The organism is Pseudomonas sp. MF6776 (assembly GCF_016613125.1).
Taxonomy (GTDB): domain Bacteria; phylum Pseudomonadota; class Gammaproteobacteria; order Pseudomonadales; family Pseudomonadaceae; genus Aquipseudomonas; species Aquipseudomonas iridis.
The window spans coordinates 1-24,591 of record NZ_JAENSQ010000039.1 but is presented as its reverse complement, the minus strand read 5'-3'; the positions used below and the strand labels follow the sequence as shown (position 1 = coordinate 24,591).

Sequence of the window (24,591 nt, the reverse complement as noted above, 5' to 3'; positions counted from 1 at the left end):
TGGACATTGGGCAATTGAAAAATCAACTCACCGCGAAAGAAATCATCGAGATATCTCGCCATTTTAGAAAGGCAATTATTGATGCTAAAGCGGGCGTAGCCGCATCGCCGCATCTGAATGAGGTGAAGGCGATTCTTGTTGGAGCTCATGCGCAAGGGCGCCTTTCTGACCCGCAGAATTACATGCAAAGTCTCAATCGAGCATTAACTACGGATTGGATACTCGAGATAGTTGCATCGTCAGCATACCCCGTTGGGGAGGCGCTCGAGATTGACGCGCTGGATGAGCGCCGTCGAAAAGGGTACCGCCTAGAACAAGCATTAGGTCTATGAGCCATAAATAACTAGAGCCTCGCTAATCGCGGGGCTTTTTTATGCCTGCAAAGCGGGCAACACATACCCAAGGGGTGCATCAACGTGGCAGAAGAAAACGAAATCGACCTAGAAAACCCGGCAATCAAGGCCGCTATCGCGACTGCTGTTGATGCCTCCGTTGCTGGGTTAAAGGGCAAAAACTCCGAATTGCACGGCAAGCTGAAGGATGCCACCACGAAGCTGAGCCAGTTCGAAACCCAGTTCGAGGGTATCGACATTGACGCAGTCAAAGGTCTGCTCAGCCGAGCAGGCCAAGACGAAGAAACCAAGCTGCTGACTGAGGGTAAGGTGGATGAAGTCTTCAACCGCCGAACCGAACGCCTGCGTGGCGACTACGACAAGCAGTTGAAGACCGTCACCGCTCGGGCCGAGAAAGCCGAAGCATTCGCTGCCAAGTTCCAGGGCAAAGTCTTGGGCGATTCGGTACGCGGTGCTGCGCTAAAAGCAGGCGCACTGCCGGAAGCAACCGACGACATCATCCTGCGCGCCAAAGGCGTGTTCTCGCTGAACGAAGAGGGTGAAGCGGTCGCCGTTGATGAATCCGGCCAGGTCATCCTCGGCAAAGACGGCAAGACCCCTCTGACTCCGCTCGAATGGGCGGAATCACTGCGCGAAAGCGCACCTCATCTGTGGCCAAGGGCTTCAGGGACACAAGCCCCGGGCGGGGGTGGCGGCCAGGCTGCATTCAAGCGCTCCGAAATGACTGCCGAGCAAAAGCGCGACTACCAGCGCAAGCACGGCCAAACCGCATACCTGCAATTGCCCAAGTAAGGGGATTCACCCATGGCAACGACTGTGAACAGCGACCTGATCATCTACAACGATGAGGCGCAAACCGCATACCTGGAGCGTGTCCAGGACAACCTCGATATCTTTAACGAATCGTCCAATGGCGCGATCGTGCTCGACAACGAGTTGATCGAAGGCGACTTCCGCAAGCGTGCCTTCTATAAAATCGGCGGCTCGCTGGAACATCGAGACGTCAATTCGACCGGCAAGGTGACCGCGAAGAAGATCGGCGCCGGTGAGGCTGTTGGCGTCAAGGCACCGTGGAAGTACGGCCCATACCAGACCACCGAAGAGGCGTTCAAGCGCCGCGGGCGCCCGGTCGACGAGTTCTCCCAAATCATCGGTGCCGATGTTGCCGACGCCACTCTGGAAGGTTTCATCCAGTACGCCACTGCCGCGCTTCGCGCCTCGATCAGCTCCAACGCTGAAATGGTGGTTTCGGCCAACATCGAGACCGACGGCAAGAAGACCCTGACTCGAGGCATGCGCAAGTTCGGTGACAAGTTCGGCCGCATCGCGCTGTGGGTCATGCACTCCAGTGCTTACTTCGACATTGTCGACGAGGCGATCGCAAACAAGGTCTACGAAGAGGCGGGCGTCGTCATTTACGGCGGCTTGCCAGGTACTCTCGGCAAGCCAGTGCTGGTGACCGACACCGCGCCGGCTGATGTGATCTTCGGCCTGCTGCCAAACGCCGTGGTGATCACTGAATCTCAAGCGCCCGGCTTCCGTTCGTACGCGGTGAACGACGAAGAGAACCTCGGTATCGGATATCGCGCTGAAGGCACCGTCAACATCGATGTCCTCGGCTACAGCTGGAAGGAAACCGCTGGCGGTGCGAACCCAACGCTTGCCGCCGTGGGTTCGGCTGCGAACTGGGTCAAGCACTCCAACAGCAATAAGGTGACTACCGGTGTGCTGATCACCCTGACCACCACGCCACCAGCCGGCGGCTGATACTGGCCCTGACAGCGGCCAGCGATGGCCGCTACGGAGACTTTTATGGAACTGGTTTACTCCACTCAGAACTCGGACTTCGATCCGGAAAAGCGTTACCGCAATCCAGCGCACTTTGATCGGCCTGAAGCGGGTGTGACCCATGCGGTCGTGATTGGCGACTGGCCGAAGGTGGTCGACGCTTATGAGGCGCAAGGCGTCGACGTCTCGGTGTTGAAGCCTTTGAACAGCGAGTCAGTTAATTCGGATCGTGCCGACACCATCGCCAGCTTGGAGCAGGACAACGACATGCTCCGCGCTGAGCGTGACGGTATCCTGCGACTGATCAATGCCGCCGAGGGGCAATCGAAGCTGGAACACCCGGGCGCCGGCGAACTGCCAATCCGCTTGTTCGGTGCTCTGAAAGCAATTCACGAGGGTTTCGAAGCTCTCACGAGCGAGCGTGACAACCTGGCGAGCGAGGCCGAATTGCTTCGCGCCGAAGTCGCAAGCCTGAAAGCTGCTGCAGAGCCGGTCGACAATGCCGAAAAGATCGCCGGTCTCAAAGCGAAGCTTGACGCCGCCAACGTGACGTATCGGGCGAATGCTTCGGTAGAATCGCTGGAAAAGGCAGTTGCTGACCTGCAGCAGGCGTAATAACCCGGGTGCCCGGTAACGTGGCACTCGATCCAGAACACCACAGCGAGCTGATTCATGACTCTCATCATCGAGGATGGTACCGGCAGGCCTGATGCCGAAAGCTACGCATCCGCCGAAGACCTGGCCATGTACGCCGTGAAGTTTGGCGTGACCATCCCGGCGGAGGTTCCGGCGCAGGAGGCGTTACTGCGCCGGGCCGCACTGGCGATGGATGGCATGACGTGGAAAGGGCGAAAGTCTAACAGCGAGCAGGCACTATCCTGGCCGCGCCGCGGCGTCGAGCTGGATTACGAAATCAAGCCCGACAACTACCTGCCGGCGCGAATCCAGTACGGCCAGATGGCGCTGGCTGCGGAGATCCACACCGACGACGTCGACCCGATCGATAAGCGCAAAGGCGCTGTTACGCTGGAGCGTGTAGAGGGCGCGGTAACTCGCGAGTACGCGACGATATCCAACACCAGCGGTCGACTGTTGCCCGCCGCACCGGATCGGCCTAGCGCCACGCAGTTTGCGGACTACTTGCAGCGGCGCGGACTGTTCGCAATCCGAGCGTAAGGATATGCTTGCTTCCTGTCGGTCTTCGGGGGCATCGCTTTGAGCCAATCTGGTGGGAAAATCAAAATAAATCTCGCTCCTGAGTGGGAACTAGAGCTTGAAATTCAGGCCGAAGCCGCAGGCATGTCCAAAGAGGACTACCTGATTGAAGTTTTGGAGGCGTACTGCAAAAGCCTTGATCAGGAGGAAAGTCCTCCTTCGCCTCTAATTCACTAAGCCCAGCCATCTCGCTGGGCTTTTCACATCTGGAGCCACCATGGCCTTCTACGACGAAATGGCCGTGATGGCTCTGGAGATGATCACAGAGTTCGGCCAGCCCGTGATCATCCGGGCAACCACTGTCGGCGAGTACGATCCGGATGCCGGCACCGCACCGCCCGACACCACGAAAGAGCAAACCGCCCAAGGCATCCTGCTCGACTTCACCGGCCAGGAATTCCAGAACAATAGCCTCATCAAGCAGGGCGACAAGAAGCTGAAGATCGCCGCGCAGGGGCTAGATTGGGTTCCTGAGTTGCTGAACAAGGTCATCGTCCAAGGCCGCACCTGGTCAATCGTCCCGCCGATGAAAGAGATCAACCCGGCCGGCACGCCGATCCTCTACGAATTGCAGGTGCGGTCATGAGCCGCGCCGGCGCGGGCCAGTCCGGCAGCTTCGCCTTGAGTCTCGCCGAGTTCGCAGCCCAGGCCACTGAAGCCATCGACGCCAGCCTTCGCGAGATCATCATCGAGGTTGGCAACAGCCTCGTTCGCATGTCACCGGTAGGAAACCCCGATATCTGGGCGCAGAACGTCGTCGCGAGTCAGTACAACAAGGCTGTCGAGGATCACAATAGTGGACTACGGAATGACCCGGCCAATCTGACCAAAGCTGGCCGACTCAAGCCCGGACGAAAGCTTCACGAGGGCATGGATATCAGCGCGCCGAGTGGCTATGTCGGTGGCCGGTTCCGAGGCAACTGGATGTTCAACATTGGTTCGCCGGATAGCACAACGACCGACGAAGTAGACCCGAGCGGGGCCAAATCAACGGCACGGATCGTTGCCGGCGCGATCGAGTTCAAAGCCGGCGATACCTGCTATATCACCAACAGCCTTGGGTATGCGATTCCGCTGGAGTTTGGACATTCGACCCAGGCGCCAAGCGGGATGGTCCGCGTTACCGTGGCCCGCTTCCAGCAGATCGTGCTAGAGGCCATCAGGAACAACCAGGTATGAGCCATAACCTCATCGCTTCGATATTTGAAGCCAGGCTGATCAACTGGGCTAAAGCATTGCCGGTACCGCTGAAGGTCGTCGTTGAGAACGAGGCTTATATGCCTGCCGACGGCACCACTTACCTGAAGGCGTTCACGCTCCCGGCCGACACGGTAAGCAACACGCTAGCCGGCGACCACAAGCTGTACACGGGCGTGTTTCAGGTCAGCATCGTGACGCCCTCCGGCAAATATCGCGGGGCGGCCGGCGCGCTGGCTGATCAGATTGCCGCGCTTTTCCCGCTTTACGAGCGAAACACCAAAGGCGCACTGACGGTGGTGACCATGACGCCGGTTGACCCCGGTCCCGGCATACCCGACGACACAACATTCACCGTGCCTGTGTCGTTCCAATACCGATCCGACACAACAATTTAATCCGCCCATTGGGCAAACCCGAAACCCGCCATGAGCGGGTTTTTTCATATCTGAAAAGAGGAAACACCAATGGCTGGCATTCAAATGCCCAACGGCGCAACGTTCGAAATTGCTTCCGCCTATGGCACTGCAATCCCGTTCACCTCGCTGAGCAACGCGAACCCGGCGGTTGCTAGTGCTGCGGCGCATGGTCTGGCCGAAGGCGACATCATCGCGGTTAACTCCGGCTGGACGCGCCTCGATGGCCGTGCCGTACGTGTTGCCGATATCGCCAGCGGCACATTCGCACTGGGCGGCGTGAACACCACCAACGTTCAGCAATATCCGGCAGGCTCCGGCGTCGGTTCGGCGCGCGAAGTGACCTCGTTCACCGAGATCTCGCAAATCACCGAACTGAACTCCACCGGTGGCGATCAGCAGTTCCTGACCTACGGCTTCCTGGCTGACGATGATGATCGGCAGATGCCAACGACGAAGAACCCAATCACGCTTTCAATCACGGTGGCCGACGACCCCTCCAAGCCCTATGTCGATGTTTGCGAGGCCGCCGACGATGACAAGCAGCCGCGCGTTCTGCGCCTGAACCTGCCGGGCGGAAGCAGCATCGTTTACAACGGCTACGTGTCGATCACCTCGACTCCGACCATGTCGCGCAACAACCTGATGACTCGCGTTATCAGCGTGGCGCTGACCGGTCGTCCAGCCCGTTACGCGGCGGTGGTGTAATCCATGGCCAAGTTCAAGATTGCTCAAAACCCGACGTTCAAAGCCGACGTGGATATTCCGCGCGTCGGCGGCACCACGATCAAAGTGCCGTTTGAGTTCAAGTACCGAGATCGTAAGGAGCTGGCAATGCTGTTCGCAGGCTGGCAGGAAAGCGCGAAGGAAGATCAGGAGCACTTTAAGGCCAAGGGGGACGAACTCACGTTGATCGAGATCACCGACTCTCATGTCGAGCGGCAGATCGAGCAGGTCACCCAATTGGTAACTGGCTGGGGGTTCGACGACAAGCTCAGCGCTGAATCTATCCGCGCCCTAGTCGAAACCTCGGCCGGTGCCGGTGACGCGATTGTCGATGCTTACCAGAAGGCTTTCTCGGCGGCCCGACTGGGAAACTGACAATGGTCGCCCGCCTGATGTACGAGCCTGGTCCGTCTGAGGCGGATCTGGCGGCGTTCGGCTTGTCCCTCTCAGACATACCCGAGGAAGAGTGCGAAGTGCTGGCTGAGAACTGGCCGGCCTTCGTGCTCTTCAACGCCATGTCCACTCAGTGGCGCACCGGCATGGGCGGGGCTACCGGCCTTGATTACACAGCTCTTCGAGACGTCTCCGACTTCGTCGGCACATCCAGAAAACAACTCAGAGAGATTTTCCCAGACCTTCAGGCAATGGAGGTCGAGGCCCTGCTCGTCATGAGCGAATCGAAGTAATGGAGCACTCATGTCGGGCACAATTGCGCAGTTAGGTCTTGCCGTTGATTCGGGCGAGGCAGTCCAAGCCGCCACGGATCTGGAGCGCTTGGCGCAGGCCGGCGCCAAGGCAGAGAAAGCCGCTGATGGTGTGGCGGCTGGTTTCGACAAAGCGGCAGTCGCGTCCAGTGGGCTGGCCACCGCCGAGGGTAAACTTTCCGAGTCCACCGACGACGCCATGAAGCGTCTGACGGCAATGGCCAAGGCGTCTCTGGAGTCGAGCGAGTATTACCAGCGCCTGACCACCACTGTCGCGACCAGCGCTTCAGCAATGGATGCGTCGGGGTCCTCGGTCAGCAGTCTGGCGGCACTAAAACGGCGACTTCAGGCTGAATCGGATGCACTGGTCGGCTCTACGGACAAAGAGGCAGAGGCAGCCAAAAAGGCAGCGGCTGCCACCGGAGTGCAAGCAGAAGGGCTGCAAGCGCTGCTCGGCAAGATCAACCCCGCCATTGCCGCGCTCGACAAGCTGGACCAGCAGCAGGCCCTGCTTCAGAAGTACAAAGCGGCCGGGCTGATTGACGCCGACACCTTCCGCGAATACTCGACCCGCATCGACGCTTCCCGGCAGAAGCTGGGCGACTTCGACGAAGGCCTTCGCAAAACCGGTGTCAGCTCGAAGCAGACCGAGGCCGCACTGCGACAACTACCGGCACAATTCACGGATATTTTCACCAGCCTAGCTGGTGGTCAAAACCCGTTGTTGGTGCTGCTTCAGCAGGGAGGGCAGATCAAGGATTCGTTCGGTGGCGTGGGTGCCACGCTTGAAGCGCTGAAGGACAAGTTCCGGTCGCTCTTCACTGGCGGCGCCGGCGCTGCGGTGTTGGGCGAATCGCTCGCCGGAATTGCCACCAATGCCAAGGACGTGGCCAGCAACGCAGGGGAGGCTGGTGAAAGTCTGTCGGACCTGGCTGAAAGCTCGAACACTGCGGCCGAAGCGGCAGAAAACGCCCAAAAGGCATACCGCGCGCTGCCACCGAGCGTGACTGGTGCATCAACAAGCGTCTTGGGTATGGCTGCTGCGGTAGCGATCGCGGTTGCAGCAGTCGGCACCCTGATCTACGGCTACAGCCAAGGCAGCAAGGAAGCAGACGAGTACAACAAGGCCCTTATTCTTACCGGCAATGCTGCTGGGACATCAGCCGACCAACTGGCTAATTTGGCTCAGCAGGTCAGCGCTACGAATGGCACTACCGGGGAGGCAGCGGCATCGCTGACTAAGCTGGCTGCGAGTGGAGTCATTGCCGGCTCCAGCTTCAAGGAAATCGCCGACGCTGCCGCCTCGATGGAAGACGCCACCGGCAAGTCGGTGGACGCGACCATCGCTGAGTTCATCAAGATCGCCAAAGACCCGGTAGCGGCGGCGAAAGAACTGAACAGTCAGTACCAATTCCTGACGGCGTCGGTGTATTCGCAAATTGTCGCGCTCAAGGAACAGGGCGACACGGTTGGCGCTGCTGATCTGCTCACTAAAGCCTATGCCGATACCATCCAAGAGCGTTCTGGGCAGGTCACGCAGAATTTAGGCTTGTGGGAAAAAGCGTGGAAGGGTGTAAAGGATTCTGCGAGCGGTGCACTCGATTCGATTCTGGATGTCGGCAGGGTGCAATCCATTGACGCCCAGATCGCCAACCTTGAAAAGATCGTCAGCGACCGCAAAGGCGGTTTTCTAACTTCACTTTTCCCCGACGATTTGGGCGCGTCCAGTAGCTCGACGAAGTTTCTTGAGCAGCAGGTGGTTGATCTCAAAAAGCGCAAAGTTGCACTGGCTGAGAACGCAGCAATTGAAGCCAATCGTGCAAAAGTACAGAAGGAGGGGATTGATGCTGAACAGCGACTCAAGCAGATCAGCGATTCAAACCTTACCAACGCCGAGAAGCGCGACAAGCAGACGAAGGCGTATCTGCGGGACGTTGAGGTACTGAGAAAGGCCAATCCTAACGATCCCAAAGTCCAGGCCGACTATGTCGCAAAAACGCTTCAGAACATCAAGGACAAGAACAAGGATCAGAAGGGGCCTTCGGCCGGCGCCGTCGACCTCACCGGTTACAACGCCGCGCAGAACGCCCTAAAGGAAATCCAAGCCGACTACGCGAACACCCAGAAACAACTGGATGCCGCGCAGAAGGCCGGGCTGATCTCGCAGCAGGAATATCTGCTCAAGCGCGAAGCGCTGATCGGCAACGAGCGGGACGAGGTCACTGCCGCATATGAGACAGAGATTGCAGCGCTCGAAGCCGCCAAGTCGAAGGCCAGCACCACGGCCGAGCAGCGCATTCAGCTCGATCAAAAGATCGAAGACGCGCGCACGGACATGGTCAAAGCGCAGAAGGCGGCGGATAGCGAGCTGGACGTGCTGGCGACGAATGAGTTGGGACGACTGAAGAAGCAGGAGCAAGCCGTTCAAACCTACACCAGTGCATTGCAGCAGCAGGTCGACACCTTGCGCGAACAGGGAAAGCGCGCGGCTGCGGGACTGGGTCAAGGTGATCGGCAGCGCGGCCTGACCGATCAGCAGAACGCTATCGATGACCGTTTCAACTCGCAGAAGCTCGATCTGGCCAACCAGTACGGTGATGGCTCGCGCGGCATGACCCTCAACGAGTACACGCAGAAACTCGCGGCGCTTAAAACCACGCAGCAGGATCTGCACGACACGGTTCAGGACAACTATGACGAGATGACTGTCGCCCAAGGCGACTGGAGCGCCGGTGCGTCGTCGGCGTGGCAGAACTACCTGGAGTCGGCGCGCGACGTTGCCGGGCAGACCAAAAGCCTGTTCACCAATGCCTTCAGTTCGATGGAAGACGCGATCGTCAACTTCGCCATGACCGGGAAGCTATCCTTCGCCGATTTCACCAAGTCGATTCTGGCGGACATGGCGCGTATCGCCACTCGACAGGCCAGCTCGGCGCTGCTGAGCAGTCTGGTCGGCGCCGCAACCAGCTATTTCACTGGCAGCGGAACCGGCAATGGCCTCGCAGCAGGATCGGCCGGTGCGACCTCTTCAAACCTTGGCGCTTCACAGGCGGGCTATTCGTCGGCCTATCTACAGGCTGACGGCGGGGCTTGGGCCAATGGCGTGCAGATGTTCGCCAACGGTGCAGCGTTTACGAACTCCATCGTAAGCAAACCAACAGCTTTCGGCATGGCGGGTGGCGGGCTTGGGGTGATGGGCGAGGCAGGGGAGGAGGCAATCATGCCGCTGACCCGAACCGCTGGCGGGCAGCTTGGCGTTCGCGCAATCAGTGGCGGCGGAAGTGGTGGCGGCAACGTTTACAACTTCCCTGTCGCGGTATCGGTGCAAACCCAAGGCGGTGGCGGCGCGGCCAGCAAGGAAGACACAACACAGCTCGGCAAGGGCATCCAGCAGGCGGCAAAAACCGAAGCTGAAACCGCTATTGCCCGAGCGCTGCAGCCGGGCGGTTCGATCTGGCGTCTTACAAATGGGAGGGCCTGATGGCCATTGAGAAATTTACCTGGCCAACCGAGCGCGGCGAAACACCCGATATCAATTATCGGGTGCGCACCTCGAAGTTCGGCAACGGCTACGCGCAAAACGTCGGCGATGGCCCGAACAACAAAGAGGACTCGTATCCGATTACTTGCACCGGCCAGAAGGCCAAGGTGCAGCAGATCATGGCGTTCCTCGACCGGCATGCCGGGGCGAAGGCGTTTCTCTGGACAACGCCGCTCGGCGAACTCGGGCTGTTCACCTGCAAAAATCCCGCTCCGACACCAATGGGGGGCGGAGTTTTCAAACTCACTGCCACGTTCGAGCGTGCATTCCATCCATAAGGGGCAACCATGCCGCTGATCAGTGACATCCAGGTGCTTGAGCCTGGTAGCGAAGTGCTGCTCTTTGAATTGGACGGCACAGACTATGGCGCGGACGTTCTGCGCTTCCACGGGCACGCGATCCCGCACACGGCGGCCGAGCTGATTGCCGCCGGCGCCGATGGCGACCAACTCCCTGCGAAAGCGATCTATTGGCAGGGCAACGAGTACAGCGCCTGGCCGATGCAGATCGACGGAATCGAGGCGAATGGCGACGGCACGGCGGTTCGGCCCACTCTTTCGGTAGGCAACGTCAACGGGCGCATCACCGCGCTCTGTCTGGCGTTCGAAGATCTGCTCGAGTTCAAACTGACGATGCGCCACACACTTGGCACGTACCTCGACGCGGCGAACTTCCCCGCTGGCAATCCAACGGCAGATCCAACCCAAGAGACGATCGAGGTCTGGTACATCGACCAGAAGACGAACGAAGACGGGGAGGCGGTCAGCTGGGAGCTGGCCAGCCCGGGCGACGTCGGGAACGAATCGATCGGCCGGCAGGCCACGACGCTGTGCCACTGGTGCCTAACCGGTGGTTACCGCGGGCCGAACTGCGGATACACCGGGCCATACGTGACCAAGGACGGCATCGTTACCGACAACCCAGAACTGGACGAGTGTGATGCCACGCTGGGCAAGGGCTGCATCCCGCGCTTCGACGAGGGCAACCCTTACCCGTTCGGTGGATTTCCCGCAGTTTCCCTGATCGCACGGAGCTGATATGCGAAAGCACATCTTGAACGCGATCCAGGCGCACGCGGCGGCCGAGTACCCGAAAGAGTGCTGCGGGCTGCTGCTGGCGATCGGGCGAAAGCAACAATACTTCCCCTGCATGAATGTCTCGACCGAGCCCAACGAAGAGTTCCGGATCGACCCAGAGCAATACGCAGCTGCCGAAGACGAAGGCGAAGTAATCGGCGTAATTCATTCACATCCGGACGCTACCAGCCGACCATCCCCGCGCGACCTGGCCATGTGCGAAGCGACCGCCATGCCCTGGCATATCCTGAGCTGGCCCGAGGGCGATTTGCGAACCATCGTGCCGACCGGAGAGGTGCCGCTGCTGAAACGGCCATTCGTGCACGGCGCTTGGGACTGCTGGCAGGTTTGCGCCGATTGGTACAAGCGCGAGTGGGAGCTGGAATTCGAAGCGTTCAAGCGCGCGGATGGCTGGTGGGAGAGCAAGGATAATACCAGCCTGTACGAAGCGAACTACGAGGCCGCCGGTTTCTACAGGGTCGACCAGCCGCAGCGCGGCGACATGATCGTGATGGAAGTGGGGCGCACGGTTTACCCGAACCACGCCGGGATCTTCCTTGGCAGTGATCCAGCGCTGCCGGGTGAGGATGCTGCAACGTTCGGCCCTGGGCCGTTCCTGCTGCACCACCTGTACGGCAGGCCGTCAGAGGTCATTGTCTTCGGCGGGCCGTGGCTCGACCGCACGCGACTGGTGCTACGTCACCGTCAATCTCGGTGATAAGGTATAAACCTTTTCACAGGAGTGGCATAGATGAGCAACAACGCAAGCTCGCTGTCGGCAACTTTATTGGCTGGAATGATGTTCGCGCCTTTCGTAAATGCCGAATGGGTTAAGTCAGAAGTAAAAGACGAGATGCGCGGAAGCGTTACAATGGCTTTCAGCCAAACAGCGAAGCCTATGAATGGCGGCGGCCCCAGCGCTACCTTAATGGTACTGGACAAAAAAGATGGGAAGCCTGGCGTGGTTTTGCATCTGGAAGACGGCAAGGTCAAAGGCTGTCCTAAACCAGACGAATCGCTTTGTAATGCAAGTATAAAATTTGACGGCGGCAAGGTTCGAGAAGAGCTTTTTGCGTCTGATGATGGACGACAATTGATACCGACACAGGTTGTGGCTTTCGCCGGCTCCGTAGCCAGAGCTAAACAGGTTTTTGTCGAATTGAACGTGAGTGGAATAGGTACTCGCCAATACAAATTTGATTCGGGCGCACTTGATCTATCCATAAATGAAGGGAAACAGCTGGCTCTGCTTGGCTATCAGCTTGGTAAAAGATATCCAGATGTTGGGCCGCCTTTGCAAAAGGCAAAGAGTGAGGGGTTAGATGTTTGCTACGTAGGGGATAATTTGTCTGGCGTTCTTGGCTCGGAAAAAATGCAAAAGAGTACGCTGTGCTTTTTTGATGGCTTCTTTTATAGCGCTGTCGTCATTCCTGGAACCAAGGCAGGCTACAATTCTGGAGCCAAGTATCTAACATCGGTTTTTGGAAAGCCTGATCCAGATGGAATTTATCCTTCCTGGCCAAATAGGGGCGGTAAGCTTCTCGATACGGATACTCGGAGAGCGTCCTATTTTTCGATTGGCAAAAAATCGTATTCGGAACCATTTATCATAGCGGACGAGATAATCAGCCCTTTTGTTCCGTGATACGTGAATAGGCGCGCCTCAAGGAGGGAGCTTTGAAATTCATATCTACCGTTATCGCTCTCTTGTTGCTGACCGCTTGTGCAACCACGCCAGTTCCGTCAGGAAAGGCGGATCCCGTGCCGAGCTCGCGCCTGTTCGCATTTCAGAAGCCAGCTTCCAGTGATGCTGTCTTGGTCGTTACCCGTGATTCCGGCTTTGTTGGTGGTGGCTGCAACACTTCCGTCAGCATCGACGGGCGAAAAGCTGCTGAGATTGGTGCTGGTGAAACCGCAAAGTTCTACGTGGCCGCCGGTGAACACATCGTCGGCGCATCATCGTGCGGCAGCGGGTTGAAAGAGCGCGAGACCAGCATAAAGGCTGGTTCCACCAAGAAATTCAGGATATCCATCGACTCATCAATGAGCATGGACTTATCACCCACCATGCAATGACAAAGCCGCCTACGGGCGGTTTTTTTATGATCGGAGAAAGCTGTGGCAGCGACAGCAAGCAACAACCCAGCTATGACAACCATTCTTCTCTCAGGCCCGCTTATCAAGCTGTTTGGTCGCGTTCATCACCGAGAGCTCGGCAGCAAGTCAGTGGGCGAGGCATTCAAAGCGCTGAAGTGCACGATCGAAGGATTCGAAGGCACTATCAAAGATCTTGAGCGCAAAGGGATGCGTTTTGCGATTTTCAGAAACCGGAAAAACGTAGCTGAAAAAGATTTCGGTCTCGGCGGAACCCAAGAGATTCGCATCGTCCCAGTCATTTCCGGGAGCAAACGAGCAGGCATGCTTCAGACGATCATTGGCGCAGTTCTGGTCGTGGCCGGCTCGTACTTCGGTCAGCCTTGGGCCGTGCAGTTGGGTGCCGGGCTGGTGGCTGGTGGTGTGATACAGATGCTCAGCCCTCAAGCGAAGGGTCTGAAGCAAAGCGCACCCCCCGAGAACTCTCCGTCCTACGCCTTCGGTAGCGCCAAGAACACCACGGCCAGCGGCAACCCGGTACCGATTTGCATCGGCGAACGCCGTTGGGGCGGGATGATCATATCGGCTTCGATCCTTGCCGAAGACAAGGCGTAGGAGCGGCAACCTCTTAAGATGATTGCGTTAAGAACAAGTGATAAAGTCCTCGAAATTTTTCGAAGGAACGACATGAAAGCTCTCCTCTGTAGTCTGCTTCCACTTTTCATCGTTGGATGCTCAACATCACCTGTATCAGTCGATCAAGCCAGTCCCGTATCCGCTTCGAGAGTTTTCGCATTTCAGGAAAAGAAGGACTCTCAATTGGTGGTGACTAGAGATGGCGGAATCGTGGGATCTGAACTTCGATTTATCCTCCATATTGATGGTAAACCTGCAGCTGAATTTCACCCAGGGGAAGTGGCTAAATTCGGGCTCGCTCCTGGCAAACATGTGCTGGGGCTAGGTACCTGGGTGCTGTTTGGAAAGTCGGACATCATTGAGTCTGAGATCGATATAAAGCCGGGCGAAACCGTACGGCGCCGAATTTCTATTAGAAGTGGCGATTACTACCTAACGCCCACTGCATACTGATTATCAACAAACCCGCTTCGGCGGGTTTTTTTATGCCTGGAGGAAAGCATGGGCGCAGCGCAACAGATCGAGATCTACGGCGAGAAGGGCGGCAGCAGCAAACCGAAGTCGCCAACCGAAGCCAGCGACAGCCTGCGCTCCACCAACTTGGCAAAGCTGCTGATCGCCGTGGGCGAGGGCGAGTTCGACAGCGTCCCGACCGATTACGACATCTATGTGGACAACACCCCGATTCGCGATGCCAGCGGCAACTACAACTTCCCGAACGTGAAGTGGGACTGGCGCCCGGGATCGGTGGATCAGACGTACATACCGGGTATTCCATCCGTGGAGAACGAGACGTCGTTGAACATCGAGCTGCGCAGCGATACGGCGTGGGTGCGATCGATCACGAACACCCAACTCTCAGCCGTGCGTATTCGTTTGGCGTGGCCCGCGCTGCAACGTTCTGATGACCAGGGCAATGTCGGCGGGTACCGCATTGAGTACGCGATCGACGTGGCTACTGACGGCGGCGCCTATCAGGAAATGCTGGTTGACGCCGTCGACGGCAAGACCACCACGCGCTACGAGCGCTCGCGCCGCATCGATTTACCGGACGCAACAACTGGCTGGCAGATCCGCGTGCGCCGCCTGACGCCGAACCAGAACACCAACAAGATCGCCGACACCATGCTGGTGGCCGGTTATACCGAGGTGATCGATGCGAAGCTGCGCTACCCGAACACCGCGCTGCTTTATATCGAATTCGACGCCGAGCAGTTCACCAACATTCCGGCCGTGACTGTGAAGTGCAAAGCGCGGCGCTGGATGGTGCCGAGCAACTATGACCCGGTGGCGCGTACTTACACCGGGACGTGGGACGGCTCGATGAAGTCGGCCTGGACGAACAACCCGGCGTGGATCACTTACGGTATCTGCACCGAAGACCGTTTCGGCCTCGGCAAGCGCATCAAGTCGTTCATGGTCGATAAGTGGGAGCTGTACCGCATCGCGCAATACTGCGATCAGCTGGTGCCGAATGGCTTGGACGGCGTTGAGCCGCGCTTCCTCTGCGACATGAACCTGCAGGGCAAGGCTGATGCATGGTCGCTGCTGCGCGATATCTCGGCGATTTACCGGGGCATGACCTACTGGGCTCAAGGCCAGTTGGTGATGCAGGCGGACATGCCGCGCGCTCAGGACTTCGACTACGTCTTCACCCGGTCCAATGTAATCGACGGTAAGTTTTCGTATGGCAGTGCCTCGGCCAAAACCCGTTACACCCGGGCACTGGTCAGTTACGACAACCCGGCCAACAACTACGACACCGACGCCATCCCCTTCGCTGATCTGAATCTGCAGCGCCGCTACGGCGACCGGCCGACTGAACTGAGCGCGATCGGCTGCACGCGCGCATCCGAGGCTCAGCGCCGCGGTAAGTGGGCGATTCTCAGCAACAACCAAGACCGAACCGTCTCGTTCAAGACCGGCATGGAAGGTGTGATTCCGCTGCCGGGTCACATCATCCCGGTGGCGGACTCTTTGCTGGCGGGCCGTGAAGTCGGCGGCCGGATCTCGGCGGTGGCGGGGCGGGTGGTTACGCTCGATCGCGATACCCAGGCCAAGGCCGGCGATCGACTGATCATCAACCTGCCGGGCGGCCGCGCTGAAGGCCGCACCGTGCAGAGCGTAAACGGCCGTGCCGTGACCGTCACGGTCGCCTACAGCGAACCGCCGGTGGCGCAGTTGCAGTGGGCGCTCGATGCCGATGACTTGGCGATCCCGCTCTATCGTGTGCTGCGCACCAAACGCACCACCGAGGGCGACTACGAAATCAGCGCGCTCCAGTTCGAGCCGAGCAAGTTCGCTTTCATCGACACCGGCGCACGCCTGGAAGAGCGCCCGATAAGCGTGATTCCTATCACTGTTGTTCCGGGGCCGGCGAGCGTTTCGCTGTCGTCGACGTCATCGGTTGTGCAGGGGCTGGCCGTGGCCACCATGACCATCACCTGGCCTGCCGTGGATGGAGCGGTTGGCTATGACGTGGAATGGCGCAAGGACAGCGGCAACTGGATCAAGCTGCAGCGCACTGGCATGACAAACGTGGACGTGGTTGGCATCTACGCCGGAGCCTACGTGGCCCGGGTGCGTGCGGTGAGCGCATTCGATATCACGTCGCCGTGGCGCAACTCGATCCTGACCAACCTCAACGGTAAGCAAGGGCTACCGCCGGCGGTTGCGTTTCTGCGCACTGTCAGCAAGGTCTACGGTATCGGCCTTGAGTGGGGTTTTCCGCCGGGGGCGGAAGACACCCAACGCACTGAGATATGGAACAACAAGACCAACGACCTCGCCAGCGCTGTGAAATTGGCAGACTTCGCCTACCCGCAGGCTAACCACGAAATGCAGAACATCGTTCCCGGTACCAGCCTGTTTTTCTGGGCACGTCTGGTCGACCGAACCGGCAACGTTGGTCCGTGGTTTCCAGCGGTGAACGGCGTCAATGGGCAGGTAAGCTCCGATCAGTCGGAGTACGAACCGTATTTTCTCGGCAAGATCCAGGAGTCCGCCCTCGGGCAGAAATTGCTGGAGGAAATTGGAAAGATCTCGGGTGATGGGGAGGGTTCGGTCAACGACCGGATCGAGCAGGCCAAGCAGGAGCTGGAAGAGCTGATCGGTGAAATTACCGATGCCATGGTTTATGACCCGGCGAAGCCGTATGGCAAAGGTGAAGTGGTTCGGCTCGATGGTCGCCTGTTTTCGGCGATCAAGGCTGTACCGGTCGGCACGGCACCACCGAATCCCGAGTTCTGGTATGACATGGGGACGATCGCTGAAACCACCAATGCCTTGGCGTTGCAGGTCCAGCAGCACAGCACGCAAATTGAAACCCTCGACGGCAAGGTCTCGGCGCAGGCATCGACGATGCAGGCGCTGCAGGCTGCGTGGCGTGAAGATGATGGAGAGGGCGCAATGGCCGATGCCCTCCACGGCTGGCAAAACACAGCCAGTATCGTGACCAATGACAAGGTGAGGGCGGAGGAAAACCGAGCGTCTGCTACCAGAATCACGACGCTTGATGCGGCCGTGGAAACCAACGCTGCCAATGTCACTTCTCTGGCGTCTGCTGTAGCGACCGACAAGGAAGCGACGGCTCAGAAGATCGACACCCTCACCGCGAAAACAAGTGACGCCACAGCAAAGGCCGAGACTGCCAGCACTGTAGTTGCTGGTTTGAACGGTAAGGTCTCATCCCTGACAACGATCAAGACGTCCACCACCGTGGGCGGAAGAACCGTCATGGCTGGCTTGGCCATAGGCGTGGAGGGCGAGCAGCAGGAGTCGCAGATCCTCGCGTTCGCCCAGCGCTTTGCGATTCTGGATGAGGTCAGCGGGCAGATGATTGCGCCGTTCGTGGTTCAGGGCGGCCAGGTATTCATGAATACGGCAATCATCAGCCAGGCCTTCATCAAGGAGTTAGTGCTCGGCATGACGCTGAGGTCAGCAGCGCTGAACAATCAGGGCCTTCCTCTTCTGGAAATCAACATTCCGGCGGGGACGTTCACGCTACGTGGTCAGTCCGACAGCGGCTACACGCTGCTCAACAACAACGGCATCTATGTCTACGACCTCAACTACATAGAGCGCGCGGCGCTCGGGAAGATGACGTAATGGACTACTACGGGGCGAGGACGAAAGATGGAATGGGAAGGGTGACGCTGGAGTCGTCGACTATGACTGTACGATCAGTCGTGACAAAACAGGTCACCGTCCCTCCGATCACCAGCGACTTCACCAGCTTCATCAGCGTGCCGGAGATCACTGCCAACTCTTTCGTCTGTGTGACGCTTCCCAACCCGACCAATCCAAACGATACCTTACCTGCAGTTTTCTGGTCGACGGGGCAGCTGAGGGTCCGGCGGGGGCAGGGAATGTTGCTCAACGTTTTTATCCTGACATACCAATAGGGGCGAGCATGGACTACGGGTTCCGGTCGCGAAATGGGTCGAACTTTTTTCAGATCGATAGCGAGAACAGGGTTTTGAACGTAGCAGCGTCAGGCAATTACGCAATAGGAAAAACCCCTGCTTGGCCGACAACGATCACCGCCGCGGTCATCACATATCCTTCGCCGATCACTACCGCAGAAGCGCCGCATGTGTTCCTCAATCCGACCAACCAAGGCATGTATCACACGCTGATTCACTCGGGTGGCCCAGGGAACTGGACGGGCTTTGCCTTCAAGCTTCACTTGATGGCGCCGTTCAACAGTGCGGACTGCAGCGGCAAATGGCTGGTAGCGACTTTCCGCTCAACCTCACCGCCGAATCAATATGATCTGCGACTGCGCAATACAGCCAATGAGCAGATCTTCGTTGGAGCGGACAACCTTTTGGTACTGACAGGGTTCCCCATCAACGAGGGCTGGTCGCTGGATAACAGAGGAGGAGAGGTGTCTGGCATCTACTGGAGTGGGTACCAGATGCCATGGACCGGGTCCTACGAGGATTATTTTCTCGCCTCTACCTTGCTTGGCGGGAAGATCTATAACGGCAACACAACACTCGAGACTCCCTGTGGGTTCCATGCAGGTGTGCGCTCGACGCTCAATGGTTACGTGGGTGCAATGGTGAGTTCTGAGGGTGGCACTGCCAAGAACGGCAGGACGACTTTCGCTGCCAGGCCCATGCGCGCGCTTTAAACCAACACACAACCCGCCGATGAGCGGGTTTTTTATCGACCAAAAAAGGGAAACACCATGCCTTGGCTCAGAGGGGGAACAGTCGGCGTCACCACCGGATCAACGACTGTCGTAGGGACGAATGCGGATTTCGTAGCCAACGCCCGTGTTGGTGACGCGTTTGTTGGGCCTGATGGGCTGAATTATGAGATCGGCAACATCGCCAGTCCAACCCAGCTATCGATCATTCCTGCGTATAAAGGCGCTACCGTAAGCGGATCTGCCTACGCCATCATGCCTGTGCAGGGCTATCCGAAATTACTCGCCGATGCTTTCAACGGCTTGAAGAATCAATTCGGCGGCGTGCTCGCAGTTCTTGGCTCAGATCCAACCTTGGCTGGAGTCCGTACCGCTTTGGGTCTCACGAATGCGGACGGGCTACCAGAGGGGGCGACGAACAAGTATTTCACCGACACCCGTGTCCGTGCTGTCGCGCTTACTGGGCTCTCAATACCTGGAACTCCGGCCGCTGTGATTGCCGCCGATAGCATGCTCGCTGCCATTGGGAAATTGCAGTCGCAAGCGAATGCTCAGGTGGGGAAGGGGGCGCCAGGATTCATCGAAGGGCTCAACCTGATCTGGGCTACCGGAACCAGTATCGCAATTCGACCCGGTAGCGCCTATGTGCCGTCGGCCGGAAAAGTGGTGACTTACGCAGGCGGCTCGATCACCCCGATGGCTGTCGGCGTGGTCAACACGTTCATTCACCTGTATCTGACGGATGCCGGTGTAATTGAGCAGTCCACAACGGCAGCGCCTACGCGGTACTACAACCAGGCACATCAGAAAAACAATGACCCTTCGCGCAGATACATCGGTTCGATTCTGATCAACACCAACGCGGCAGGCGCCTATCAGTTCGTTCATCGCCTGGGCGACAGTTCGATCATGTACACGGTGGCCAATCCTGAGAGCACCACTTTCCGGCTGCTCAGCAGCGGTACCTCGGCCGGCGCATTCAACACCCGAACTGTTGCGCCGGTCACAGCGCACACACTGGAAGGTGCTTGGCAGAATGTTGGTACCGTGTCTGTGAAGTTCACGCCTTCTGACGCGGGCACATCGATTGCTGCGGGCTGGATGGTGTTTGTTCCGCCTACTGCGATTTTCAACGGCCGATGCCCGATTGCTGCCGATGGCACCATTACATACAGCGCCACCGGTGGCGGCAGCGCCAACTGCTACGCCCTCGGCTATTACTTCGACAGGTGATCAAAATGCCCTACGCAATCACTGCGACCGGCTGGCGCTCCGTCAGTCCCGAAATGGATTTGATGGAAGGCGAGACCTACGTCGACGAAATTCCTCAATCGTTGATTGATGCAATCGCCGCGCAGGATCTTCTGCGCGAAACGTCCGCCATTCTCAACTCAAGAACCCGTCTCGCGACCGCACAAGTCACCGCGCTGCAAGGCCGGATCGACGCCATCAACGACGCCATTGATGGCGATTACGCACTTCCGGAGGAAGTAGAGGAAAAGCCAACCCGAGTTTCGGCGCTGGCTGAATGGAAGAAATACCGTGTGCTGCTGGGGCGCGTGACGGGCCAGCCGATCTGGCCAACTGATCCGGCATGGCCAGAACAGCCTGATCCGTACAACGAAGAAACGACCTTAGCGAGGGCCACATCCCCTTCTGTTTGATTGCGCCAATGAATAGCGCCCGCCTTGAGCGGTTTTTTTTTGCCTAGAGAAAAGTGATGACCGTTACTGAGAGAGAACGCGACATCCTCGCCCGCACCTTGTGGGGGGAAGCGCGCGGAGAAGGAACGGCCGGCCAAGTGGCCGTGGCGTGGACGATCCGCAACCGCGTGTTTGATGGCAAGGAAAAGTCGTGGTGGGGTGAAGGGTACGCCGGCGTCTGCCTGAAGCCTTGGCAGTTCAGCTGCTGGAACAAGTCCGACCCGAACTATCAGTTCCTGATCGGCGTGAAGCAGATCCCGTTCCGCGAACTGGCGCAATGCCGGATCGCTGCTGACCAGGTGGTCGACGGCAAGGTTTCAGATCCGACCGGCGGCGCCACGCACTACTACGCCACCAGCATCAAGGCGCCGGCCTGGTCGGCGAAGGCCAAGCAGACCTTGAAGCTCGGGCACCACATCTTCTTCAAGGACGTACCGTGATGGTCGTTCCGTGGAAAGTTATCGGGGTGTTGGTGCTTGTGCTCGCCGGCTTCGGCAGCGCCTGGCAGGTTCAGGACTGGCGCTACGGGCGCCAACTGGCCGAGCAGGCGCGACTGCAGGCCGAATCCCTCAATCAACTGGCCCAAGCCGCCGCTGCCGCGCAGCAGGCTGAGCAGGACAAGCGTTTGGCGCTCGAGCAGCGGCTGGCGGCCAGTGAACAAACCCACTTCGAGAAATTGACCAATGCAGAAAAAGACCAAGCTCTCCTGCGCGATCGCCTCGCTACTTCTGATCTCCGGTTGTCAGTCCTCATCGACGCGACAGACGTTGCCAAAGGCTGTGACGTGTCAGCCACCCCCGGCGCCGGCGGCGTGGATCATGCAGCCGTACGCGCCCGACTTGACCCGGCGCATGCTCAACGAATTATCGCCATCGCCGACACCGGCGACCGGGGATTAATTGCGCTTCAAGCCTGCCAGGATTACGTACGCACGCTGAGTGATGGCTCGGCACCATTGTTGCGAAGTGAGCATCCGTAAACCATCATTCAGATTCGGATTGGATGATTGGTGGACATGGACAAGCAGCTGATTGGCTACTCAATTGTGATGACGATTATCTGGGTTTCAGTCGTTCTTTCTGTCATGTATTGGATGTCGTAGTGAAGGTAATAGGTGGCTGACGTGGAAGGCGTGGTGCTGAGCGAGAAGATGCAACGAAAAGCCGATCGGCTGTTGGCGAAAATTGTCCGGGCAGACTCGATGATCATCGCTGTGAAGGCGGGGGCACGGGCGGATGGCTTCGTACTTGGACTGGAAACCGGCGGGGCTTTGCGCGCCGGTGATTCTGAACGCTTGTACATCATTTTCGAAGCCGCTTTGGTGGAACGCCTGAAAACTCTGTCGTGGGGTTAAATCAATTAACTGGCATGATCAAGCACGTCCTTCAGCGCAGACCCGCAGGCGCCGACTTCGTCACAAAACCGTTTCCAGCGCACATCTGGCAATCTTCGCGTGCACCAAAGCGGTCGAGACAAGCTGGGCAGATGCAGAAGGCTGCCGACTCGATATGAGGTCGTATCTTTTCAAAGGCATGAAGATCCCGTTCCTCTTGCGCAACCTGAGCGGCGTCTACCAGAGCCCGATAGGCGTCAGAGTCAGAGAGAGGGCGGTGGGCAATCCCGGCAATCATTCGCTCGGTCTCGATCAACTGATACCGACGCCCGTTCATTTCCAGAACCAGGCCTGAAATCCGCCCAATTTTTCGGGAAAGCCCTAAGGTCAGCCTTACCCCGTCCGTGTCGGAATAAACCTTCCCGTCATAAGCGAAGGAGGCACCGCGAGGCTCATCACTTGCGAAGTTGAATATCGAGCGGCTGATAGTACCAAGCAGCTTTTCGTTGTCGAACTGCACAACGTCATAGGTCGAGGCTCCGCGGTATTGGCTGGGCGAATTCTGCAGCTCCTCGACGGCGTGCCAATACGCGGCGTCTGCCATTTCGTTCATGTCGAACTGCTCAAGCTTGTTGATCAGGCCCTCATCGCGGAGCGTGGCTGCCATCCCGTAGAGGGTTTCCCGGTGGCCCTCGGGGTTTTGCATGCGGAAGTCTTGGTCATCGAGAGTTGCGCGCCATTGCTGGAGCCTCAGAGTTTTGGCCTGGTCGAAATTCATGACAGGGGTTCACTGTACAAATGCTGTATGCATGTACAGTAATCGAGGTTCGGCCGTAGAGCGAGCAAGAAGCGACGAGCTGCGATTAAAGGGCCAGAAGCAGACGTTCAAAAAGCTGAACGATCAGGTTCTCATGTAATGAAATCATCCAGCTGTCGTACCATCGGCACATCAACAAAACGGGGGTTGATATGGGAAATGGTCAGGGCAAACGAGTCGTTGTCATTGGTGCAGGCATCGTTGGCGCGTCATTGGCGTATCACTTGGCAGATAAAGGCGCGAATGTCACTTTGGTAGAAGCTGAAGATATAGCTTCGGGAGTGACTGGCAGCTCATTCGCTTGGCTCAATGCCTCACACCTTGAACCCGACCCAATCGCGCAACTGCGCTGTTCGGCCATCAAGGAGTACCGCCGACTCGAAACGCAGCTGCCAGGTCTGGAGATAAGATGGACAGGCGCCTTGTCTTACAGCGTGATGGCGATTGAAGCGCTGCCAACCTCAGGTCACCAAGCTTCGGCAAACCTGATGTCTCGATCGCAGATTCTCGACTTGGAACCAAATCTCAAGAACCCTCCCCAGTCTGCTCTGTATGCGGCTGAAGAAGGAGCGCTGGACGCAGTGGCAGCTACGCATGCGTTGATCGCAGGTGCCCGGGCTTATGGGGCGAAGATTCTCACTCAGACTCGAGTGCTCGGTTTTGTAACCCAGAGTGCAACGGTGACTGGAGTCGAAACAACAATAGGCATCCTCGATGCCGATATTGTCGTACTGGCAGCCGGGACAGCAATCACGAAGCTGGCAGACATGCTTGGAGTGTCCCTGCCAATAGAGGCATCTCCTGCCATTTTCATCCGTTACAAGTCACAACCCAACCTCGTGCATACCCTCATCTCCAGCCCTGAAATGGAAGTGAGGCAAAGTTCGGATGGTACGTTGCTGGCAGCAGAGGATTACCTGGACGACGCCGTGGACAATCAGCCGGCAGCGATAGCGCTTCGAACTGCCAAGACGATCCAGAACGAACTCCATGGTGTTGTTTCCATAGATCTGGAACGGGCTTGTGTCGGACTCAGGCCCATGCCTGCCGATGGCATCCCCATCATCGGTTATCTACCCAAAGTGGGTGGCGTCTACGTTTGCGCAATGCATCCTGGAATTACTTTGGCGGCGGCAGTGGGACGTCTGGCCAGCGAGGAGATCATCGATGACAAGGTGTCCAGTGCCCTTTGCCCATGCCGGCCCGATCGATTTTTGCAAGCGTAGGGGGTTTCTCTTGTAAGGCAGCAATCGGCCACTGTGTCCACTTCAACCGGACGTCGCTGCTTATGGCCTGCTGTGACCATAGTTAGCTTATTTCTAAGCGCTTGACGATTAAGAGCGAAACAAGCCGTATTCTCGGGCGCTAAATAACGGAAGACCAATAACTTACGGCAGAAAAAGAAAATGGCTTTTAGCCATCACCCTTTAATAGCCAATAACTCTAAAGAATTGGAAGCACTTTTCTATATCGGGTCTATTCTCGTAACGCGCAATGGAAGTATGGATATCTTGCGCACCAACTCATGCCATAAACTATTAAAGGACTACCCCATGGAAAGCTTCGCTATTGCGGCATCACAAATTAACTGGAATGGCGGTCAACGGATCACTTTAAATGCAGGTGATACGGCCACTTGCACGACGTTGCGTCCGGGGCAGATTTACGGAATTTTCATTTATAATTCCGCCGGCAGCGATAACAATGCAGCCCTGAATTCATAGAATAAGCGCAACGCTTGAAACGAGAGGCAGAGAGCCAGCCACCGGTAGAATCCAGGCTCTCACACCGAAGGATTCAAGCGCAGATGACTACGCATTACCGGCAGCTGACTCAG

The 24,591-nt window shown here is 57.8% G+C and carries 30 protein-coding genes; 28 read left to right on the top strand and 2 right to left on the bottom strand.

Going from position 1 to position 24,591, the window contains the following annotated elements; all coding sequences use genetic code 11:
• Positions 1 to 14: 14 nt before the first annotated feature.
• The 20 genes from JJD74_RS27170 (at position 15) to gpJ (ending at position 17,853) form a co-directional block, all read left to right on the top strand.
• Positions 15 to 332 carry a hypothetical protein gene (locus JJD74_RS27170; RefSeq protein ID WP_200617240.1) on the top strand — a complete coding sequence of 106 codons (318 nt, stop codon included), beginning with the start codon at positions 15 to 17 and terminating at the stop codon, positions 330 to 332.
• Between the two features lie 84 nt (positions 333 to 416).
• A complete protein-coding gene (locus JJD74_RS27165; protein ID WP_200617239.1) occupies positions 417 to 1,145 on the top strand; it encodes a hypothetical protein in 729 nt (242 codons plus the stop codon).
• A gap of 12 nt (positions 1,146 to 1,157) precedes the next feature.
• Positions 1,158 to 2,120 (top strand): major capsid protein, encoded by a 963-nt coding sequence (locus JJD74_RS27160; protein WP_200617238.1) that lies wholly within the window; start codon positions 1,158 to 1,160, stop codon positions 2,118 to 2,120.
• Between the two features lie 45 nt (positions 2,121 to 2,165).
• Positions 2,166 to 2,756 carry a hypothetical protein gene (locus JJD74_RS27155; protein WP_200617237.1) on the top strand — a complete coding sequence of 197 codons (591 nt, stop codon included), beginning with the start codon at positions 2,166 to 2,168 and terminating at the stop codon, positions 2,754 to 2,756.
• Between the two features lie 57 nt (positions 2,757 to 2,813).
• Positions 2,814 to 3,317 (top strand): DnaT-like ssDNA-binding protein, encoded by a 504-nt coding sequence (locus tag JJD74_RS27150; protein ID WP_200617236.1) that lies wholly within the window; start codon positions 2,814 to 2,816, stop codon positions 3,315 to 3,317.
• Between the two features lie 256 nt (positions 3,318 to 3,573).
• Positions 3,574 to 3,942: a hypothetical protein gene (locus JJD74_RS27145; RefSeq protein WP_200617235.1), complete on the top strand. Its 369-nt coding sequence runs from the start codon at positions 3,574 to 3,576 to the stop codon at positions 3,940 to 3,942.
• A complete protein-coding gene (locus tag JJD74_RS27140) occupies positions 3,939 to 4,535 on the top strand; it encodes a hypothetical protein (protein WP_200617234.1) in 597 nt (198 codons plus the stop codon). Before JJD74_RS27145 ends, JJD74_RS27140 begins: the two co-directional genes overlap by 4 nt.
• Positions 4,532 to 4,951, top strand: a complete 420-nt coding sequence (locus tag JJD74_RS27135) for a phage tail terminator-like protein (protein ID WP_200617233.1) — start codon at positions 4,532 to 4,534, stop codon at positions 4,949 to 4,951. The genes JJD74_RS27140 and JJD74_RS27135 overlap by 4 nt, the downstream gene beginning before the upstream one ends.
• Positions 4,952 to 5,020: 69 nt before the next feature.
• Complete coding sequence (locus tag JJD74_RS27130) at positions 5,021 to 5,677, top strand: phage tail protein (RefSeq protein ID WP_200617232.1); 657 nt, start codon at positions 5,021 to 5,023, stop codon at positions 5,675 to 5,677.
• 3 nt (positions 5,678 to 5,680) lie between these two features.
• The gene (locus tag JJD74_RS27125) at positions 5,681 to 6,070 is read left to right on the top strand and encodes a phage tail assembly chaperone (RefSeq protein ID WP_200617231.1); all 390 of its coding nucleotides are present in this window, start codon (positions 5,681 to 5,683) and stop codon (positions 6,068 to 6,070) included.
• A gap of 2 nt (positions 6,071 to 6,072) precedes the next feature.
• Positions 6,073 to 6,381, top strand: coding sequence for a DUF1799 domain-containing protein (locus JJD74_RS27120; RefSeq protein WP_442793292.1), 309 nt, complete (start codon positions 6,073 to 6,075; stop codon positions 6,379 to 6,381).
• 10 nt (positions 6,382 to 6,391) lie between these two features.
• Positions 6,392 to 9,880 (top strand): phage tail tape measure protein, encoded by a 3,489-nt coding sequence (locus tag JJD74_RS27115; protein ID WP_200617230.1) that lies wholly within the window; start codon positions 6,392 to 6,394, stop codon positions 9,878 to 9,880.
• Complete coding sequence (locus JJD74_RS27110) at positions 9,880 to 10,218, top strand: phage tail protein (RefSeq protein ID WP_200617229.1); 339 nt, start codon at positions 9,880 to 9,882, stop codon at positions 10,216 to 10,218. The genes JJD74_RS27115 and JJD74_RS27110 overlap by 1 nt, the downstream gene beginning before the upstream one ends.
• Positions 10,219 to 10,227: 9 nt before the next feature.
• A complete protein-coding gene (locus JJD74_RS27105) occupies positions 10,228 to 10,977 on the top strand; it encodes a phage minor tail protein L (RefSeq protein ID WP_200617228.1) in 750 nt (249 codons plus the stop codon).
• A gap of 1 nt (position 10,978) precedes the next feature.
• The gene (locus JJD74_RS27100) at positions 10,979 to 11,734 is read left to right on the top strand and encodes a C40 family peptidase (RefSeq protein ID WP_200617227.1); all 756 of its coding nucleotides are present in this window, start codon (positions 10,979 to 10,981) and stop codon (positions 11,732 to 11,734) included.
• Positions 11,735 to 11,767: 33 nt separating this feature from the next.
• Entirely contained in the window at positions 11,768 to 12,661 is an 894-nt protein-coding gene (locus JJD74_RS27095; protein WP_200617226.1) for a hypothetical protein, read from the top strand.
• A gap of 32 nt (positions 12,662 to 12,693) precedes the next feature.
• A complete protein-coding gene (locus JJD74_RS27090) occupies positions 12,694 to 13,092 on the top strand; it encodes a hypothetical protein (RefSeq protein WP_200617225.1) in 399 nt (132 codons plus the stop codon).
• A gap of 72 nt (positions 13,093 to 13,164) precedes the next feature.
• Entirely contained in the window at positions 13,165 to 13,725 is a 561-nt protein-coding gene (locus tag JJD74_RS27085) for a tail assembly protein (RefSeq protein ID WP_200617224.1), read from the top strand.
• A 72-nt stretch (positions 13,726 to 13,797) separates the two neighbouring features.
• The gene (locus tag JJD74_RS27080) at positions 13,798 to 14,199 is read left to right on the top strand and encodes a hypothetical protein (RefSeq protein WP_200617223.1); all 402 of its coding nucleotides are present in this window, start codon (positions 13,798 to 13,800) and stop codon (positions 14,197 to 14,199) included.
• Between the two features lie 48 nt (positions 14,200 to 14,247).
• A complete protein-coding gene (gene gpJ, locus JJD74_RS27075; protein WP_200617222.1) occupies positions 14,248 to 17,853 on the top strand; it encodes a TipJ family phage tail tip protein in 3,606 nt (1,201 codons plus the stop codon).
• A gap of 7 nt (positions 17,854 to 17,860) precedes the next feature.
• On the opposite strand, the gene JJD74_RS27070 is transcribed toward gpJ, so the two are convergent.
• Entirely contained in the window at positions 17,861 to 18,124 is a 264-nt protein-coding gene (locus tag JJD74_RS27070; protein ID WP_200617221.1) for a hypothetical protein, read from the bottom strand.
• 33 nt (positions 18,125 to 18,157) lie between these two features.
• Here JJD74_RS27070 and JJD74_RS27065 point away from each other — a divergent pair, with 33 nt between their 5' ends.
• From JJD74_RS27065 to JJD74_RS27040, 6 genes are all read left to right on the top strand, one after another.
• Complete coding sequence (locus JJD74_RS27065) at positions 18,158 to 18,883, top strand: hypothetical protein (protein WP_200617220.1); 726 nt, start codon at positions 18,158 to 18,160, stop codon at positions 18,881 to 18,883.
• A gap of 57 nt (positions 18,884 to 18,940) precedes the next feature.
• Positions 18,941 to 20,134 carry a hypothetical protein gene (locus JJD74_RS27060; RefSeq protein WP_200617219.1) on the top strand — a complete coding sequence of 398 codons (1,194 nt, stop codon included), beginning with the start codon at positions 18,941 to 18,943 and terminating at the stop codon, positions 20,132 to 20,134.
• Between the two features lie 5 nt (positions 20,135 to 20,139).
• Positions 20,140 to 20,565 (top strand): hypothetical protein, encoded by a 426-nt coding sequence (locus tag JJD74_RS27055; protein ID WP_200617218.1) that lies wholly within the window; start codon positions 20,140 to 20,142, stop codon positions 20,563 to 20,565.
• A 56-nt stretch (positions 20,566 to 20,621) separates the two neighbouring features.
• Positions 20,622 to 21,044, top strand: a complete 423-nt coding sequence (locus JJD74_RS27050) for a cell wall hydrolase (protein WP_200617217.1) — start codon at positions 20,622 to 20,624, stop codon at positions 21,042 to 21,044.
• Positions 21,044 to 21,583, top strand: coding sequence for a lysis system i-spanin subunit Rz (locus tag JJD74_RS27045; protein ID WP_200617216.1), 540 nt, complete (start codon positions 21,044 to 21,046; stop codon positions 21,581 to 21,583). Before JJD74_RS27050 ends, JJD74_RS27045 begins: the two co-directional genes overlap by 1 nt.
• Positions 21,584 to 21,727: 144 nt before the next feature.
• Positions 21,728 to 21,958, top strand: coding sequence for a hypothetical protein (locus JJD74_RS27040; RefSeq protein WP_200617259.1), 231 nt, complete (start codon positions 21,728 to 21,730; stop codon positions 21,956 to 21,958).
• Between the two features lie 31 nt (positions 21,959 to 21,989).
• Here JJD74_RS27040 and JJD74_RS27035 read toward each other — a convergent pair whose 3' ends face one another.
• Positions 21,990 to 22,715, bottom strand: coding sequence for a hypothetical protein (locus JJD74_RS27035; RefSeq protein ID WP_200617215.1), 726 nt, complete (start codon positions 22,713 to 22,715; stop codon positions 21,990 to 21,992).
• Between the two features lie 191 nt (positions 22,716 to 22,906).
• On the opposite strand from JJD74_RS27035, the gene JJD74_RS27030 reads away from it, so the two are divergent.
• Positions 22,907 to 23,980, top strand: coding sequence for an NAD(P)/FAD-dependent oxidoreductase (locus tag JJD74_RS27030; protein ID WP_200617214.1), 1,074 nt, complete (start codon positions 22,907 to 22,909; stop codon positions 23,978 to 23,980).
• A 180-nt stretch (positions 23,981 to 24,160) separates the two neighbouring features.
• Positions 24,161 to 24,478 carry a hypothetical protein gene (locus JJD74_RS27025; RefSeq protein ID WP_200617213.1) on the top strand — a complete coding sequence of 106 codons (318 nt, stop codon included), beginning with the start codon at positions 24,161 to 24,163 and terminating at the stop codon, positions 24,476 to 24,478.
• The last annotated feature ends 113 nt before the right edge of the window (positions 24,479 to 24,591 follow it).